At 34.1% G+C, this 14,988-nt stretch carries 16 protein-coding genes; 4 read left to right on the forward strand and 12 right to left on the reverse strand.

The features are described from left to right. Window positions 1-43: 43 nt before the first annotated feature. The 6 genes from KORDIASMS9_RS06170 to KORDIASMS9_RS06195 all read right to left on the reverse strand — a co-directional run bounded on the left by KORDIASMS9_RS06170 (window position 44) and on the right by KORDIASMS9_RS06195 (window position 4,590). On the reverse strand, window positions 44-310 hold the full coding sequence (locus KORDIASMS9_RS06170; RefSeq protein WP_114902007.1) for a nucleotidyltransferase domain-containing protein: 267 nt from the start codon (window positions 308-310) through the stop codon (window positions 44-46). Beyond that, window positions 295-903, reverse strand: a complete 609-nt coding sequence (locus KORDIASMS9_RS06175; protein WP_114902008.1) for a hypothetical protein — start codon at window positions 901-903, stop codon at window positions 295-297. Before KORDIASMS9_RS06175 ends, KORDIASMS9_RS06170 begins: the two co-directional genes overlap by 16 nt. An 80-nt stretch (window positions 904-983) precedes the next feature. Further along, window positions 984-2,075: a radical SAM protein gene (locus tag KORDIASMS9_RS06180; protein WP_114902009.1), complete on the reverse strand. Its 1,092-nt coding sequence runs from the start codon at window positions 2,073-2,075 to the stop codon at window positions 984-986. A gap of 2 nt (window positions 2,076-2,077) precedes the next feature. Then, the gene (locus KORDIASMS9_RS06185; RefSeq protein WP_114902010.1) at window positions 2,078-3,274 is read right to left on the reverse strand and encodes a PEP/pyruvate-binding domain-containing protein; all 1,197 of its coding nucleotides are present in this window, start codon (window positions 3,272-3,274) and stop codon (window positions 2,078-2,080) included. A 43-nt stretch (window positions 3,275-3,317) separates the two neighbouring features. Next, complete coding sequence (locus KORDIASMS9_RS06190; protein WP_114902011.1) at window positions 3,318-4,325, reverse strand: hypothetical protein; 1,008 nt, start codon at window positions 4,323-4,325, stop codon at window positions 3,318-3,320. A 34-nt stretch (window positions 4,326-4,359) separates the two neighbouring features. After that, window positions 4,360-4,590: a hypothetical protein gene (locus KORDIASMS9_RS06195; RefSeq protein ID WP_162819789.1), complete on the reverse strand. Its 231-nt coding sequence runs from the start codon at window positions 4,588-4,590 to the stop codon at window positions 4,360-4,362. 330 nt (window positions 4,591-4,920) lie between these two features. Here KORDIASMS9_RS06195 and dprA point away from each other — a divergent pair, with 330 nt between their 5' ends. From dprA to KORDIASMS9_RS06210, 3 genes are read left to right on the forward strand one after another with little or no spacing between them, the layout of a single operon-like run. Beyond that, window positions 4,921-6,027 carry a DNA-processing protein DprA gene (gene dprA / locus KORDIASMS9_RS06200; protein WP_114902013.1) on the forward strand — a complete coding sequence of 369 codons (1,107 nt, stop codon included), beginning with the start codon at window positions 4,921-4,923 and terminating at the stop codon, window positions 6,025-6,027. 21 nt (window positions 6,028-6,048) lie between these two features. Further along, window positions 6,049-6,585 carry a Crp/Fnr family transcriptional regulator gene (locus KORDIASMS9_RS06205; RefSeq protein WP_114902014.1) on the forward strand — a complete coding sequence of 179 codons (537 nt, stop codon included), beginning with the start codon at window positions 6,049-6,051 and terminating at the stop codon, window positions 6,583-6,585. 54 nt (window positions 6,586-6,639) lie between these two features. Next, on the forward strand, window positions 6,640-7,212 hold the full coding sequence (locus KORDIASMS9_RS06210; protein ID WP_114902015.1) for a DinB family protein: 573 nt from the start codon (window positions 6,640-6,642) through the stop codon (window positions 7,210-7,212). A 136-nt stretch (window positions 7,213-7,348) separates the two neighbouring features. On the opposite strand, the gene trpS is transcribed toward KORDIASMS9_RS06210, so the two are convergent. Then, window positions 7,349-8,317: a tryptophan--tRNA ligase gene (gene trpS / locus KORDIASMS9_RS06215; protein WP_114902016.1), complete on the reverse strand. Its 969-nt coding sequence runs from the start codon at window positions 8,315-8,317 to the stop codon at window positions 7,349-7,351. A 132-nt stretch (window positions 8,318-8,449) separates the two neighbouring features. Here trpS and KORDIASMS9_RS06220 point away from each other — a divergent pair, with 132 nt between their 5' ends. Next, window positions 8,450-9,196 (forward strand): 1-acyl-sn-glycerol-3-phosphate acyltransferase, encoded by a 747-nt coding sequence (locus tag KORDIASMS9_RS06220; protein ID WP_114905163.1) that lies wholly within the window; start codon window positions 8,450-8,452, stop codon window positions 9,194-9,196. An 18-nt stretch (window positions 9,197-9,214) separates the two neighbouring features. Here KORDIASMS9_RS06220 and KORDIASMS9_RS06225 read toward each other — a convergent pair whose 3' ends face one another. From KORDIASMS9_RS06225 to recA, 5 genes are all read right to left on the reverse strand, one after another. Next, window positions 9,215-10,084, reverse strand: coding sequence for a hypothetical protein (locus KORDIASMS9_RS06225; protein ID WP_114902017.1), 870 nt, complete (start codon window positions 10,082-10,084; stop codon window positions 9,215-9,217). A 724-nt stretch (window positions 10,085-10,808) separates the two neighbouring features. Next, window positions 10,809-12,611: a hypothetical protein gene (locus KORDIASMS9_RS06235; RefSeq protein ID WP_114902019.1), complete on the reverse strand. Its 1,803-nt coding sequence runs from the start codon at window positions 12,609-12,611 to the stop codon at window positions 10,809-10,811. Further along, entirely contained in the window at window positions 12,604-13,143 is a 540-nt protein-coding gene (locus KORDIASMS9_RS06240; protein ID WP_114902020.1) for an RNA polymerase sigma factor, read from the reverse strand. The genes KORDIASMS9_RS06235 and KORDIASMS9_RS06240 overlap by 8 nt, the downstream gene beginning before the upstream one ends. A 36-nt stretch (window positions 13,144-13,179) precedes the next feature. After that, window positions 13,180-13,605 carry a hypothetical protein gene (locus KORDIASMS9_RS06245; protein ID WP_114902021.1) on the reverse strand — a complete coding sequence of 142 codons (426 nt, stop codon included), beginning with the start codon at window positions 13,603-13,605 and terminating at the stop codon, window positions 13,180-13,182. A gap of 144 nt (window positions 13,606-13,749) precedes the next feature. Beyond that, on the reverse strand, window positions 13,750-14,757 hold the full coding sequence (gene recA, locus KORDIASMS9_RS06250) for a recombinase RecA (protein ID WP_114902022.1): 1,008 nt from the start codon (window positions 14,755-14,757) through the stop codon (window positions 13,750-13,752). Window positions 14,758-14,988: the final 231 nt, after the last annotated feature.

Here is a 14,988-nt window from a genome sequence, read left to right on the forward strand (position 1 = left end):
CACATATCGACGTAACTTTTTATTAACATTCGATTTTGTGTATTTAAATGATTGGTGATGCATTTACTTCTCCAATAAAGCCCAATTCTTCCTCTTCTTCTTCTGTAAAGAATACCATATCAATGGGAAGATGCGATGCATCAAGCAATTCTCTGATCATTTTTGGTTCTTGCGCGTTTTTATAAATGATTAAAATATCAATATCGTTTTGTTCTTTATGTGACTTTAGTGAAGACCCAAATACATAGAAACGAATATGCGCATGCGTCGTGGTAATAGTTCGTATTTGAGAAACTAGGCTTTGTTCCATGCTTTTGATAAATTTGTTAGTAATTCGCCCCAATAATAGATTTTAATAGCATGATTTTTAGCATAAGTTTGCGCTTGGCGAGTAATTCTTGCTTTTGAGTTTAGAGATAATATTGCGTGAAAGTTTTGCTGTTTAGATTTTGCATACCGAAGACTTTCTATACCAATGTCATATTCTTTCAATGTACAAATAATTATAGTAGGCAGTTGATGTCTGGTTATTTCATACCGATTGGAATCTAATTGCTTCACATTTTTCACAGCATCGTGTTTCAATAGAAAACTTATGGTAAAATCATATTTTGTGAGTTCAAACGTCCAAATGGCGTCTTGTTTTATTATTTTTTTGAGCTTACTAAAGCTGCCATGATCAATTTGCATCTGATTTAAAAACTGCAATGTATCAGCAGATGCATACGGTTTTTCTACAAGATTGAGAATGAAGTTGGGTGTATGTAACTGCAATTCATGTTTTATAGTCGTTAGATGCATATTTCTAACAGCGATGATCAGTACATGAATCGTATCGCCATTATTTTTATAAATCTGAAACCGATTTGTGTCCGTTTTTTTAATGGATTTAATGCTTGGCAATTTGCTAATTCTATGGAGTACCCAATTTGCTATGTTCGATTGATTTTTGATACGATTATAATGAAGTTTTATGTATAAAATTAGTCAATTTTGAGTGTTATATTTTTGCTCATCCAAGTGGTGACTTTATCAAGCGTTTGTTTAGAGTTTACCATTAATTCAAGTAATTTTTCATTGTAGGGATGTTTATAAAGTTTTTCGGTTTTTACATCTTTTCCGAAAGCGTATTTTAATTGTTTTTGAATGACTTTAGGATCGCTAAGCAAAGTTTTCAGTGTATAAGAGCGATGAATAGTTCCTAATGAATTTATGTTTCGCTCCACATGATGACAAGAAGAATAATAGGTTCCTTTTGACGTAACAACACCATATAGTAAAAAAGCAGGACAAGGTTCTGATGTTTCTTCAAAAGCATCTGAGTGAGATATGTTTGCGCTTATTGGAACATTTGAACCTGTATGATTATTTAAAATTGCTTTTACTTTTTTATACATAGCAATCTGTGATTTTAAAGGAGCTAAGGTATTTGTGGTAATATTTACAGAATTTGGTTGTAAGGTGGTTGCAATTTCTATGAATTGAGGTAGCGAATCAATGTTTTCCGAAGTTGCTACAAAAGAAAGTTCAACGAGTGGTGTTATTGCCTTGCCTTTACTTTTGATAAGTTTAGAAATATGATGCAACGTTTTGTCGAAACTTTTATGAGAAGTTCCATGCATTTTTGCATATACTTCAGCATTTCCTGCGTCTATAGAAAATCGGACATCATTGCAATGATTTACAATAGCTTCTCTCATTGCATCTGTCATTAACGATCCATTCGTAATTAAACTAACGGATTCAATATGTTGAGAAGCAAAGGTTATAAAGTTTACAATAGATTTGTGTAATAAAGGTTCGCCGCCGCCACAAAGTCTAATTTTTGAGACGCCTCCTTGCGCAGCTTCACGAATTGTATTGTAAAAAACTTCAGTATCTATAAAACTTTTAGCACTATTTGATTCAGCAGAAATGCAAAACGTACAATGATGATTGCATATATTAGATGGAAAAATTTCAATCAGTTCTGGAAAATAGGGTTTTCCATCAATTAAAGCATCAATTTTTTGCACATGCCTTTCATTCAAAATAAAATCATGCGCTTTACCCACAAACTTACTTGCCTTTTCCATAATTACATCAGTTTTATAATTCCTTTATTACAATCCATAGAAATTGAGGTCATTTCAGGAATAATGGATCGTACTCCTACAATACATGGAATTTGCAATTCTCGGCTCACTATTGCCAAATGCGATAGCATTCCTCCATACGTGCAAATTATTCCATCATACGCTTTCAAATTGTTGGTGTTTTCAACATTAGCCTCTTTGAGCATTAGTATCTTTTTTGCGCCTTTTGGCAATTGTAGATTGGAATTTTTATAAACTACAACACCTGTTAGCTTTCCTTTAGAAGCTGGAATTCCCTTTAAAATATTGGGAGTTTTTTCAATTTCTGTTGTATATGAAGTGATTTCAAAATCTATCGGACTCGTTAAATCCCTAATTTGAAATATGTAGAGTTTACCTTGCTTGTCAATTCCCCATTCCATGTCAATACCATTTGGATATTCAGATGTAAACGAAGAGGAAATCGCATGTAGCTGCAAAAGTTTTTCAATAAAAAAATTAGGCGCTTTACGCGGACAATTGCCATATACAGATATTTCATTATCCATTGTTTTTTGAAAGTATCGTATTCTTTTTGGAAAATCAGAAAGGCTGGTAAGTAAGATATTTCCAGACGTTGCTATTTCAAAATTCGTTTTATCAAACAATGTAGGATGTGTAATAAATTGATGATATTGATCTCCTGTGTTGTTTAGGTGTCGCCATGTTTCGTTGTTGTAATGAGAAATATAGGGCGTTGTAATGCCATCTACAACAGTTCTACAACCTCCAAAGAAAGATTCTGTGTATATTTTTAACAAATCATCATGATAAGAAGCAAAAGTGACGCCACTATACATGCTTGCTACGGTTTTTTGTATTAAAATGTGGCAAGGATTGGAAGTGTTATTTTTTTCTTGAAAGTCACGGATAATAGCTTTGGAAGCATTTACAATTTCATCAAAAGATTGTAAGTTGTTAAATGACAAGTATTTTCCAGCGTTTGAATTGGTTTTTGTGTCTTCATCCATTGAAGCAGAACGAATGGAAATACCTGTAGTGGGAATTTCGAGACTCTCTAAAATTCGCGTTATTTGGCGCTCAACATTTTTTAAATCACCAAAAAAATAGTCAAAAGCTGGTACCTCAATTCTTTTTTCTTGTAAATTGAGTAATCCTTTGATTTTTGAAGGAAGTTCTAGTTTATGTTGATGATACAATGGATTCTAATTTAGTTCGTATAAAATTTCTTTTGGTATCATTTTATGATACAGTACTTTGTTCTACTTCATTTATGATATTTTGTAAGGATGAAAAGCTGCTATTTTGCAACACTTTCTCATCTTTAAAAAATAAGTGCATCCATCTTACAAAACGTGCTTGCCAATAATGCCTGTATTCTTCATTTACTTGTAGTACATGCAACATGTAAAATATAAATTCAATATCCGAAATGTCAGCATCAGGCATTTTGTTGCTCATAGCTGTAGGGTTATTGTTCAAAAGTTCTTCAGCTACTGTAATATTTTTAAGGAAGTGCGCTACATCATAACTAGAATTTGTTTTTTCATTTATAAACTTGATTGTTGCACTTACATCGTCATTCTGTATACTTTGTCTTAAAAAAGCAGTATTCCAAAAATAATGTGCGGCATTGACTGCACAAACAGTTTCGGTTTCAATTCTTTTTTTAGTTTCGTCTCCATACCATTTTAAATGCGAAAAAGTAGGAGTTTCTATATACGTACGTTGAAATTTTTGAAATAATTCATCATTAGATGTGTTTTCGTTTAAAAACAAATAAAAGGTTTCAAAAACTTGGTTGGAAAGATTGATAGAAATAAGCGTTACCAGCTCTATATATGTTTTTTCAAACAGATTTCCTATGTTCTCATTGCAAACGTATCGTCTTTCCAGTTCAATGCAATTTTGGGCAAATGAATTGCGTGTTTCAATACTTAATTGTGCAATGCGAATAGCATACTCTGTATAGCCTGATAGCTTTTTTAAAAGTTCGAACTTAAAAGGCTCGTATTGACTGCTATTAAATTTAAAAACGCAGTCATCTACAATTTTTAATTGTAAACTATCATCAAAACCCAGAAGCTTTACAAAATGTGAAGCGGCTCTAGCATAAGCCTCTAATTCCGCATACACGTTTGATGCGTAAATTAGAGGCAAATGAACGACTTTTTCTTTTCTTTCATCTATATGTAAATCCAAAATCCATAATGAATCTTTGATTACTGTATTGAATATATCATGTAGCATGAAGAAATAAAGGTAAATATTTAATAATTAAGAACTATTTACCGATGGACTTTTTCTTAGCTTCCTCAGATAGCTCTTTGTACGAATCTAACAACTTAGATTCAAGCTCTTTTACCCTTTCGGAAGAACCTTCACCTTTTTTGTCAAGATCGGACATTTCTGCCTTGATTAATGCTATTTTTTCTAAGTTGTCCCCAAAGGGGAAAGAACTGTTGTTTTCTTTGAGAGATCTTAATATCTCTACTTCTTTTCCGTATGATCCCATATTTGTAAGTGTTTGTGTTAATAGTATCTTAAAGTTAAGCATTTTCTTGCAAAAAATCAACTTTTTTAAGGGAAAATTCATTGCGTAAATATGGTGGCAAAATTCTAATTTTATCAAAGAATTATAAGGAAATATTTGATGCTCCAAATGCCCATAACAAAAGGCGTTCACGACAAATATATGAGTATTGAAACATTAAAATGCACTTGTGCATATTCAATACAGTTATTCATGTTTAAGGACGCCGTTTTACGTTTATAAATTAAATGGTAATGTATGGGAATAATCTGTAAAAATCCTGTAACTTTAGTAGTTTAAAATGAATTGAATATGCATTCGGAAGAAGAATTATTGGCTGCGTTAACACTTCAAAAAACGGCAAAAGTTGGAGATGTGATTGCCAAAAAACTGATACGTCATTGTGGAAGTCCAGAAGCGGTATTGAAAGAGAAGAAAGAAAACTTACTCAAAATAGACGGAATTGGTACGTATGTGTTGGCAGATTTGCAACATAGTGAAAACAGAAAAGCAGCGGAAAACGAATTGAAATTTATTCAAAAAGAAAACATTCAAGTACATTATTTTTTAGACAAAAGCTATCCGATGCGTTTACAACATTGTGCTGACGGCCCTATTTTATTATTTCAAAAAGGAAATGCCAGTTTAAATGCTGCAAAAATGATTAGCATTGTTGGCACACGAAAAGCGACGAGTTATGGAAAAGAATTTTGCGAAGAATTGATTTCAAGTGTATCACCATTACAACCCACAATTGTTTCAGGTTTTGCCTACGGAATTGATATTGTAGCACAACGCGCAGCAGTCAAAAATAACATTCCAACCATTGGCTGTTTGGCGCATGGTTTGAATCAAATGTATCCGAAAGTACATGCGAAATATGTAAAATTTGTAGTAGAAAATGGAGCGTTTGTTACGGATTTTTGGAGCACGTCCAATCCCGATCGAGAAAACTTCTTGAAGCGCAATCGTCTTATTGCAGGAATGTCGCAAGCCACCATTGTCATTGAATCTGCTGAAAAAGGCGGAAGCTTAGTCACGGCGCATATTGCCAATTCGTACAATAGAGATGTATTTGCTGTGCCAGGCAGAGTAGGCGATTCGCAAAGTATTGGATGTAACAATCTCATCAAACAGCAACGCGCACATCTTTTAACCTCTGCAGCTGATCTTGTCTATCTTTTAGGTTGGGAATTGGACGCAGAGCCGTTTCAACCTGTGCAAAAACAACTTTTTGTCGATTTAAGTCCAGAAGAAGCTAGTATTCATTCGTATTTACAAGAAAAAGGACAATCGTTACTAGACAGCATTGCGCTCGAATGTAAATTCCCCATTCATAAAATTACGCCTATTTTATTGCAATTAGAAATGAAAGGCGTAGTAAAACCGTTGCCAGGAAAACTGTTTGAAGCGTTGTAGTTTTTCACTAAAATATCATTTATGAATCCGATTTCAACCTTAATTAATAAAATACACGAAAATGATCTTTGGGATGAAGAAATCACGCTCAAGCGGAATGAATATTTAAAAGTTAAGGGAAGCATTGATACGAATCTTTACTTTGTAAAAAGTGGAAGTTTGCGCATTTTTGTCATTGACGCAGCGGAAGAACACACCATCCGATTTGGGTATAAAAACAACCTCATTGCGGCTTTAGATTCTTTTTTGAATGGCAAACCTTCAGAACTGTACATCCAAGCACTTAAAAAAACGGTGATAAAGTCTATTCGTAAACAAAAGTATGCCAACTTCATTGAATCTTCTGCGGAACATAAAAAATTGTGGCTTGCCATTTTAGAAAGTTTTGTGTTGCAACAAATGGAAAGAGAGCGCGATATTTTGACGTCATCTCCGTTGGAACGTTATCAAAGAGTATTGCAAAGAAGTCCGCAACTATTTCAAGAAATCCCGAATAAATATATTGCTTCTTACTTGCGCATGACGCCCGAAACATTGTCAAGAATTAAAAAATCTTAATTTGAATCAATTTTTTTGCGCGCGTCAATTCTGAAATTTGCCATAAAAAAGATCATGGTATCCACTTCAGAACAATTATTGCAAGACTTACTAGAACTTACACAGGCAAATTTGAACGCTATAGAAAACTTTAAAAACCAATCGAAGGACATTCTAAATTGGAAAGAAAACCCAAAAAGTTGGAGCGTTTTAGAATGTATTGCACATTTAAATCGTTATGGAGATTTTTACATTCCAGAAATCAACCAAAAAATAGCCAATGCTAAGCACAAAAGTGTAGCTATTTTTAAAAGCAATTGGTTGGGAAAATACTTTAGCAAATCTGTTGCATACAGCGAAAACGTACACAAAATGAAAACCTTTAAGGCTATGAATCCTTTACATTCAAACTTGAACGAGCAAACACTTGAAACATGTATCTACCAACAACATCAAATCATTGAATTGTTGAACAAGGCAAAACACGTACATCTTGACAAAACAAAAACGGCCATCTCTATTTCAAAGCTTATTAAATTAAGACTGGGCGATACTTTTAGAGTGCTTATTTACCACAATGAACGACATGTAAAACAGGCAGAAAAAGTAGTGCAAATGGCAATGAAAAGAGTTGTTGAGAACGAATGAGAATTGGTGTAAATTGTATAAAAAAAGGTGAACAATTGAAAACTCCAGCTAAAATAGTAAGATCGACGGCATTTCCAAAAGTGAAGCGGTCTAACAATCAAAAAGCGTTAGCACGTCTAAAAGTCTTGTTTCTAAATTAATATCCCACTTTCTTACGAACTCTAGCCAGCACTTCATTAGCAATTTTGTGTGCTTTTTGAGCACCAATCGCTAAAGCATCATCAATTTTGTTTTTGTGTTCCATATAATGATTGAAACGTTCGCGTTCTGTAGCAAATCTTTCTACTACCAATTCAAAAAGTGCTTGTTTTGCATGTCCGTAGCCGTAATTTCCGCCCGTGTAATTTTGACGCATGGTTGCAATTTGAGCTTCGTTCGCTAACAATTTATACAACGCAAATACATTATCCGTATCAGGATCTTTCGGATCTTCCATTGGCGTACTATCGGTTTTAATACCCATAATTTGCTTGCGCAATTTCTTATCTGTTTGAAAAATATCGATCACATTATTCTTGCTCTTGCTCATTTTGGTGCCGTCCGTTCCAGGAATTAACATGGTATTTTCCTGAATCTTGGCTTGCGGCAATACAAACGTTTCTCCCAATTTTTCGTGGAAACGTGAAGCTACAACACGTGTAATTTCCAAATGTTGCTCTTGGTCTTTTCCTACGGGAACAATCTCTGCATCGTATAACAAAATATCAGCCGCCATCAACATTGGATAGGTAAACAAACCAGCATTTACATCGTCCAAGCGATCGGCTTTGTCTTTAAAACTATGCGCCAATTTCAAACGATTGTATGGAAAAAAACAACTCAAATACCAAGAAAGTTCGGTGACTTGTGGCACATCACTCTGGCGATAAAAAACGGTTTTATTGATGTCTAATCCAAAGGCAAGCCAAGTTGCTGCCGTTTTGTAGGTGTTTTCTCGTAACGTTTCTCCGTTTTTAATCTGTGTGAGCGAATGCATGTCTGCAATAAACAGGAAAGAATCATTCTCCGCATTTTGAGCCATTTCAATTGCAGGAACAATTGCTCCCAAAATATTGCCCAAATGTGGGGTTCCTGTGCTTTGAATTCCTGTAAGTATTCGTGCCATAGGTCGTGTTTAATTATGAAATTTTGACAAATGTACTTCATTTATCAAGAATTTTTTAAAAATTGTCGTGTGACATTTCATAAAAATAAAATTTAAATGCATTTTCGAAACTTTAGTGTATTTTTGGCGACGATGATAACGTTTATTCAGCATATTGGAAGAATTTTGTGGCGGAGTTGGTTCTATCTTTTAGTTCTGATTCCCATACTTTTATTTTTTCCCTTATTAGTACTTTTTAGTGCGAGCCAAAAGTGGTATCCGCAGTTTTTTTGGGTTGCTAGAAATTTATGGGCAAGACCTATTTTATACGGAATGGGCTTTTTTCCAAGATTCAAATGCCAAGAAAAAATTGAAAAAGGAAAGAGTTATATGCTCATTGCCAATCATACAAGTATGACGGATATTATGCTGATGTTGATCGCATCTAAAAACCCATTTGTTTTTGTAGGGAAGAAAGAACTCTCCAAACTGCCTATTTTTGGCTTCTTTTACAAACGAACGTGTATTTTGGTAGATAGAGGAAGCGCTCGAAGTCGAAAAGCCGTGTACGACAGCGCGCAAGAACGTTTGAATCAAGGGATGAGTATTTGTATTTTTCCAGAAGGCGGCGTACCTAAAGAAGACATTGTGTTAGATACCTTTAAAGATGGCGCTTTTCGTTTGGCAATAGAACACCAAATTCCGATTGTGCCGATGACTTTTGCAGACAACAAAAAACGCTTTCCGTATTCGTTTTTTAGCGGCTCACCAGGTCGTATGCGCGTGACGATTCATCCGTTTGTAAGTACCAAAGACAAGAAAATAGCTGACAAAAAAGAAATGAGTGAGAACGCCAGAAATATGATTTTGAGCGAGTTGACGGCGTATGGAATTTCTTGAAAATAAGGGGTTTTGTGCTTACTTTCCCGTAAAAAAACTTTTCAATTTGCTAAAGAAGCCTTTGGATTCGTTTTGACTTTTATCTAAAATTTCTTTTTCTTTTTTATGAACTTCCGCAGCCAGTTTTTGAGCGAGTTCACTGTCGTTTACAGACATTCTTTGTTTTTCCGGGAATTCTTCTCCTGATAATTTTTCAAATTCCGCTTTTGCTTTTTCAAAAACTTCAATTTCTACTGCTGGTCTTGTGTCTACTTGGTTTAACTCAGGGAAAAGTCCACTGGAATTTTTAACAGATTCAGATTCAAAATCATTCATAATTCCTTGGTAAATTTGCATCGCATGTTCCGTTTGTCCCACAGCTGCATACGATGCTGCAAATTGAAGCATATCATTTCCAATTGCTTCTTTTGGTAGTAAATTTGCAACTGAAGTAGTAATTTGTGCTTTAGCAGCACTAATATTTGCGACAGATTTTACATCATCTTTGGCTTTTAAAAGATCAATAAATTCTTGAAAACTAGCTCTTAAATTTGGAGAAACTTGATATGTTTCAGGAATATCCGAAAGAAACACTCCTTTTTCCATCGCAGTATTGGCGAGCAATCGGATAAATCCAGCAGTTTTAAAAGCTAATTTCACCAAAACATCTGAATATGCTGTAAATTCCTTTTGGGAAATTTTGGAAGTTTTCAATGCTTTGTAAATTTTCAAACCTTCAAAAAATTCTTCTTGATACTTTTTCGAATCAAAACTTTCGCCGTCAATTTCTATATTTTCTTCACCATTCAGAATCGCTACCAAAAATTGCTGGATGGCTAATGCATCTTCATCATTTTGAATTTTTTCTTTTAGTTCTTGAAATTTATTTTGTGTTATTAAATCTATCATTTTATGAAAGTATCAAGTGAATTATAAACTTTGCAAAAGAAGTGATGCCGTTTTGAAAACAATTATCCGTATTCTTTTTTCAAATTCCTGCTTTTCGATAAAGCTAACGCAATCTGTAAAAACCTCAAAAAGGAAAGGATATTTTTTAGGTTTCCCAGAGAAGGACAGTTAATTTAAATTTTTATGAGCTCTCAGATTTTTCGTTGTCAACGTTATGTTGCCGTTCAAATTTTTCATGTATTATTTCACCAACTTCAAATCCTATCAAAATCACAAAAACCCATAAAGGAGTTAGTATGTTTAATCCAGTTATTACAATTACAGTAAGAAATAGCAAGTTCATTAAAAAATAAATACTATTGAATACAAAATTGTCAGCATCCATTTTTTTGAAAATAGGCATGCGAATCAGAAAGAAATATATTGAAAAGAAAATAAGTAAAAGGCTTGCGTATACTATGAATGAAAAAAAGAAACTTAATTGATCAGAATAGTAAGTAATAAAGTGTTCTAAATATGGAAACAACAGGATTCCAAACATCACTGCTAAAGTGATTTTAACACCTCGGAATATGATTTCTTTTATCATTCTATGAAAATAAGAAGAATTTGAATAAATTTCAAAAAAAGCATTAAAAAAACCGCTTTCTTAAACCACTAAGAAAACGGTTTTTAAACATCACTGCTTTTAAGGTATATATGGCATACCTAACCAACTAAAAAACTAAAACCTAAAACTGACTCCTGTATAAATCCCTACAGAGTACGGATTGAAGTTGCCAGTATTTCTTGAAAATGTATTTAACTGATATTTTAGCATCGGCTCTAAGTTGAACTCCAATTGATCGGAAAATTTGTAATCAATTCCGAAGCCAATATTGGTACTAAAACTCACGTCATTTACATTGGTAGCTTCTCCCAATTCTGTCAATAATAGTGGAGAATCTAATATGATGCTATTCTCTGTTAAGAGCAGCGTACTCATACCGCCAATAACATTAATACCTATTTTTTTATCTAAAACTGCGTATTTTACTTCTACGGGAACTTCTATAAAACTCATGCGTTGATTTAAGTCTCCTTCAATTTGTTTTTGAAAAATGGACGATTCTGCCGTAGATGCCATTTGATATTGTGAAAATGTTTCATTAGATGGCGCTTGACGATCTTGAATCTTAAATGCTACATTATTTGCGCGGAAATCAATAGTTGTTATGTTTGGACCATCAATGGAAGGCACAATTGCAATATCTTTCGTGCTATAACTATAATCCACGCGGTGAATTCCAGAACGAACCGTTAAGCGTTTTGATACATCATAGCCAACATTGACACCATAACTCAAATTGATATCACCGCTTTTGGTATTGTCCTCAAACGATTCGTGAATTGGGGAACCATTGCCAAGTGTATTGTAATACACAGGTGAAGCATTTGGTGAAATGGTCCATCTGCTAAACGGAACATCTACAACTTCTTTTTTGTTCTCTTCTAAGTCATGCAAATCGTTGATGACGTCTAAAATGGATCTTTTGATTGTTTCTTCTTTCTCGTCTTTTTCAGTAGCTGCTACTGCATTTTCAATAGTTGTTTCTGCATTTTTGAGCGTGCTACTTTTTAAATCTGTTGTGTTTGTATCACTAGAATTGGCTTTGTTCGGAAGTTCATTTTGTGCAACTGCATTCTTATTAGCAATTGTGTTTGAAGTTGAATTTACTTCAGAACCTTTACTATTTACTTTATTTGAAGTGTTGTTAGTTGCGCCATTCTTCATATTCTCTACAATTGCTGTTACTTCGGCATTGCCAGAAACATAATCACCTTTTCCATTGATTTTATAGTTTCCACCTTTAAAGCGTTTTCTTTGCTTTTGAGTCAAGGTTTTATCTTTTTCATTGACAGTAGTTGCAACCGCATTTTTGGTATTTCCTAAATTCTTATTTTGAATGTTGTTTGGATTTTCACCGTTGTTTTTATGTTGCGAAGTTGTGTTTGAACCTTCTTGCTGAGCAACAGAATTTTGCAATGCATTTCCTTGTGTTACACTATTTTCTTTTGTTCGTTGCGATGAATTGTTTACTGCATTTGTAGCATCTTCCGTATTTTCATTCGCAATTTGGTCTGAGTTTGACAATACATTTTTTGGAACAGTATTGTTATTTTTTTGGGATGAATTTTCTTGGGAACTGTTATTAGTATTTGTTATTTGGGAATTGTTCTGAGTTCCATTAAGGTTTTCGTCGGATGAATTCTGTTTCGTCGTTGAAGTGGTTTGTTCCTCAGAATTGATATTACCATCATTCGTATTAAAAATAGCATTTCCTGCAAAAAACAGCAATGCAATCGCAGCGGCAATTCCTGCAGCTCTGTACAGCCAAGGCAAAAATACAATGCCTTCTTTCTCTTCGTTGGCTTCCTTTTCGTCTAATCGCTCAGAAATTTTGTTCCAAACCTCGGGATCGGGTTCGGACTCAAAATCTTTGAACCGATTTCGAAAGAAATTATCTATATCATGTTGATCACTCATTTATGGCGATTTTTTTTTTAAACGATTCTACTTTCTTCTTTAAAATCATACGTGCGCGTGCTAAATTCGACTTTGAGGTTCCTACGGAAATGTCTAGCATTTCTGAAATCTCTTGATGCGAATAATCATCCAACACATATAAATTAAATACCAATCGATACCGATCGGGTAATTCTTGTACGATGTCCAACAAAAAATCGATGGAAACATCTTCTTCATACACGGTTACAGGTTCATCTTTGAGTACGCGTTCATTCACAACTTCAAAAACACCTTTACTTCTATATTTTTGAAGCACGGTGTTGATGGTAATTCTCCGCAACCAACCTTCAAACGAGCCTTTAAAGGTGTACTGACCAATTTTTTCGAAAATAACTAAAAAGCTATCTTGCAGATTGTCTTCCGCTTCAAGCCTGTTCCGAGAGTACTTTAAGCTGGTAACGTATAGTTTTTTGGCATAATCTCTATACAATTGTGCTTGCGCATCGCGGTCGTTATTCGTACATTTATGTATGAGTTGTTCTAAACTCACTCGTTTTGTTGGTTTTTAGTAGCGTATAATTTTTAGTTATTGTTCAACAGGCACTTCATACGTTAAAAAAATATCCTGTCCTTCATCATCTTTTCCTTGCCAAAACCTAAATGTATACGGTTCTAGATCAAGAGCACTAAAGTTAAATGTTTCGGTTTTAAACTCTTCTTCTAAGGGCTCACAGTTGTTTCCAGGGGTAACAAAATTTACCACGGCAACAATTCTTAAATTCTGTGGTTGTTGTTGATAATCAAAGTTACTAAAGGTATGACATGTTGATGGACGCTTGTATGTCACACTGATAGTATGTGTGCTTCCAAGATTGAAAATAGAAGGCATTTCCACACTCTCAATAGGAATAAATTCAAATTGAAATTGAATATCGGAAGCAACATCATCAACCGAACACGAATTGAAAAGCACCGAACTTAGTATCAAAGCTAGAAATAATATCTTCTTCATAATCAAAATTATAAACTACTTTTCAAGTAGATGTGCAAAATAGTAAAAGGTTGCGTCTAAAAATAAAAAAAATCCCAAGAAGGGATTTTTTAAATTTAATGAACTTATACTCAAATGCTTTCGCATATAAATTTGTATGGGTTTTTAGCTATTGGCAATAGCATCTTTTATTTTAATTTCTAGTTCTTCCAATAATTCTGGATTGTCTTCTAATAAGGTTTTTACAGCATCACGACCTTGTCCAAGTTTGGAGTCGCCATAACTAAACCAAGAACCACTCTTTTTTATGATTTCGTAATTTACACCGATGTCTAAAATTTCTCCTACTTTAGAAACTCCAGCGCCATACATAATGTCAAACTCAACCGTTTTAAATGGTGGTGCAACTTTGTTTTTCACCACTTTTACACGTGTTTTGTTTCCTTTTACTTCGCCATCCGTACTTTTTATTTGTGTAGAACGTCTGATATCTAAACGAACAGAAGCATAAAACTTTAAGGCATTTCCTCCAGTTGTAGTTTCTGGGTTTCCAAACATCACACCAATTTTTTCACGCAATTGGTTAATGAAGATTACTGTACAATTGGTTTTGCTGATAGAAGCTGTTAATTTACGTAAGGCTTGCGACATCAAACGCGCATGCAATCCCATTTTAGAATCTCCCATTTCACCTTCAATCTCACTTTTTGGCGTCAATGCGGCAACAGAGTCAATTACTACAATATCAATCGCGCCAGAACGAATTAAATTATCAGCAATTTCCAAGGCTTGCTCTCCATGATCTGGTTGAGAAATAATTAAATTATCAATATCAACACCTAAACTTTCAGCATAAAAACGATCAAAAGCGTGTTCTGCATCAATAAACGCTGCAATTCCACCTTTTTTCTGAGCTTCTGCCATGGCATGTAAAGTCAACGTTGTTTTACCTGAAGATTCAGGCCCATAAATTTCAACAACTCTTCCTCTTGGATATCCACCAACGCCTAAGGCAATATCTAAACCAAGCGAACCTGTAGGAATGGTATCCACTTCTTCTACAACAGAATCACCCAATTTCATCACAGCACCTTTACCGTAGGTTTTGTCTAGCTTATCGAGGGTTAATTTTAACGCTTTTAATTTTGCTTCTTTTTCTTTATCTGTACTCATTATGTCAATTTTCTATTAATTTGAACGTTGCTAAATTACCATTTCTTTTCGCTGAAAACAATTCGCGCTTTCTCATTTTAAACAAATCCACCAGAAAAAATACAAATAGACGCAACCTTTTTCAAAATCATGTATCTATTAAGTATAAAAATGATTCAAAAAAATGAGAGTATTTAATAAATTTGTTTATCAAACACAGGACAACGCTTCGTTCCCAATATTCGGGAATTG

This window comes from Kordia sp. SMS9, from assembly GCF_003352465.1.
Lineage (GTDB): Bacteria > Bacteroidota > Bacteroidia > Flavobacteriales > Flavobacteriaceae > Kordia.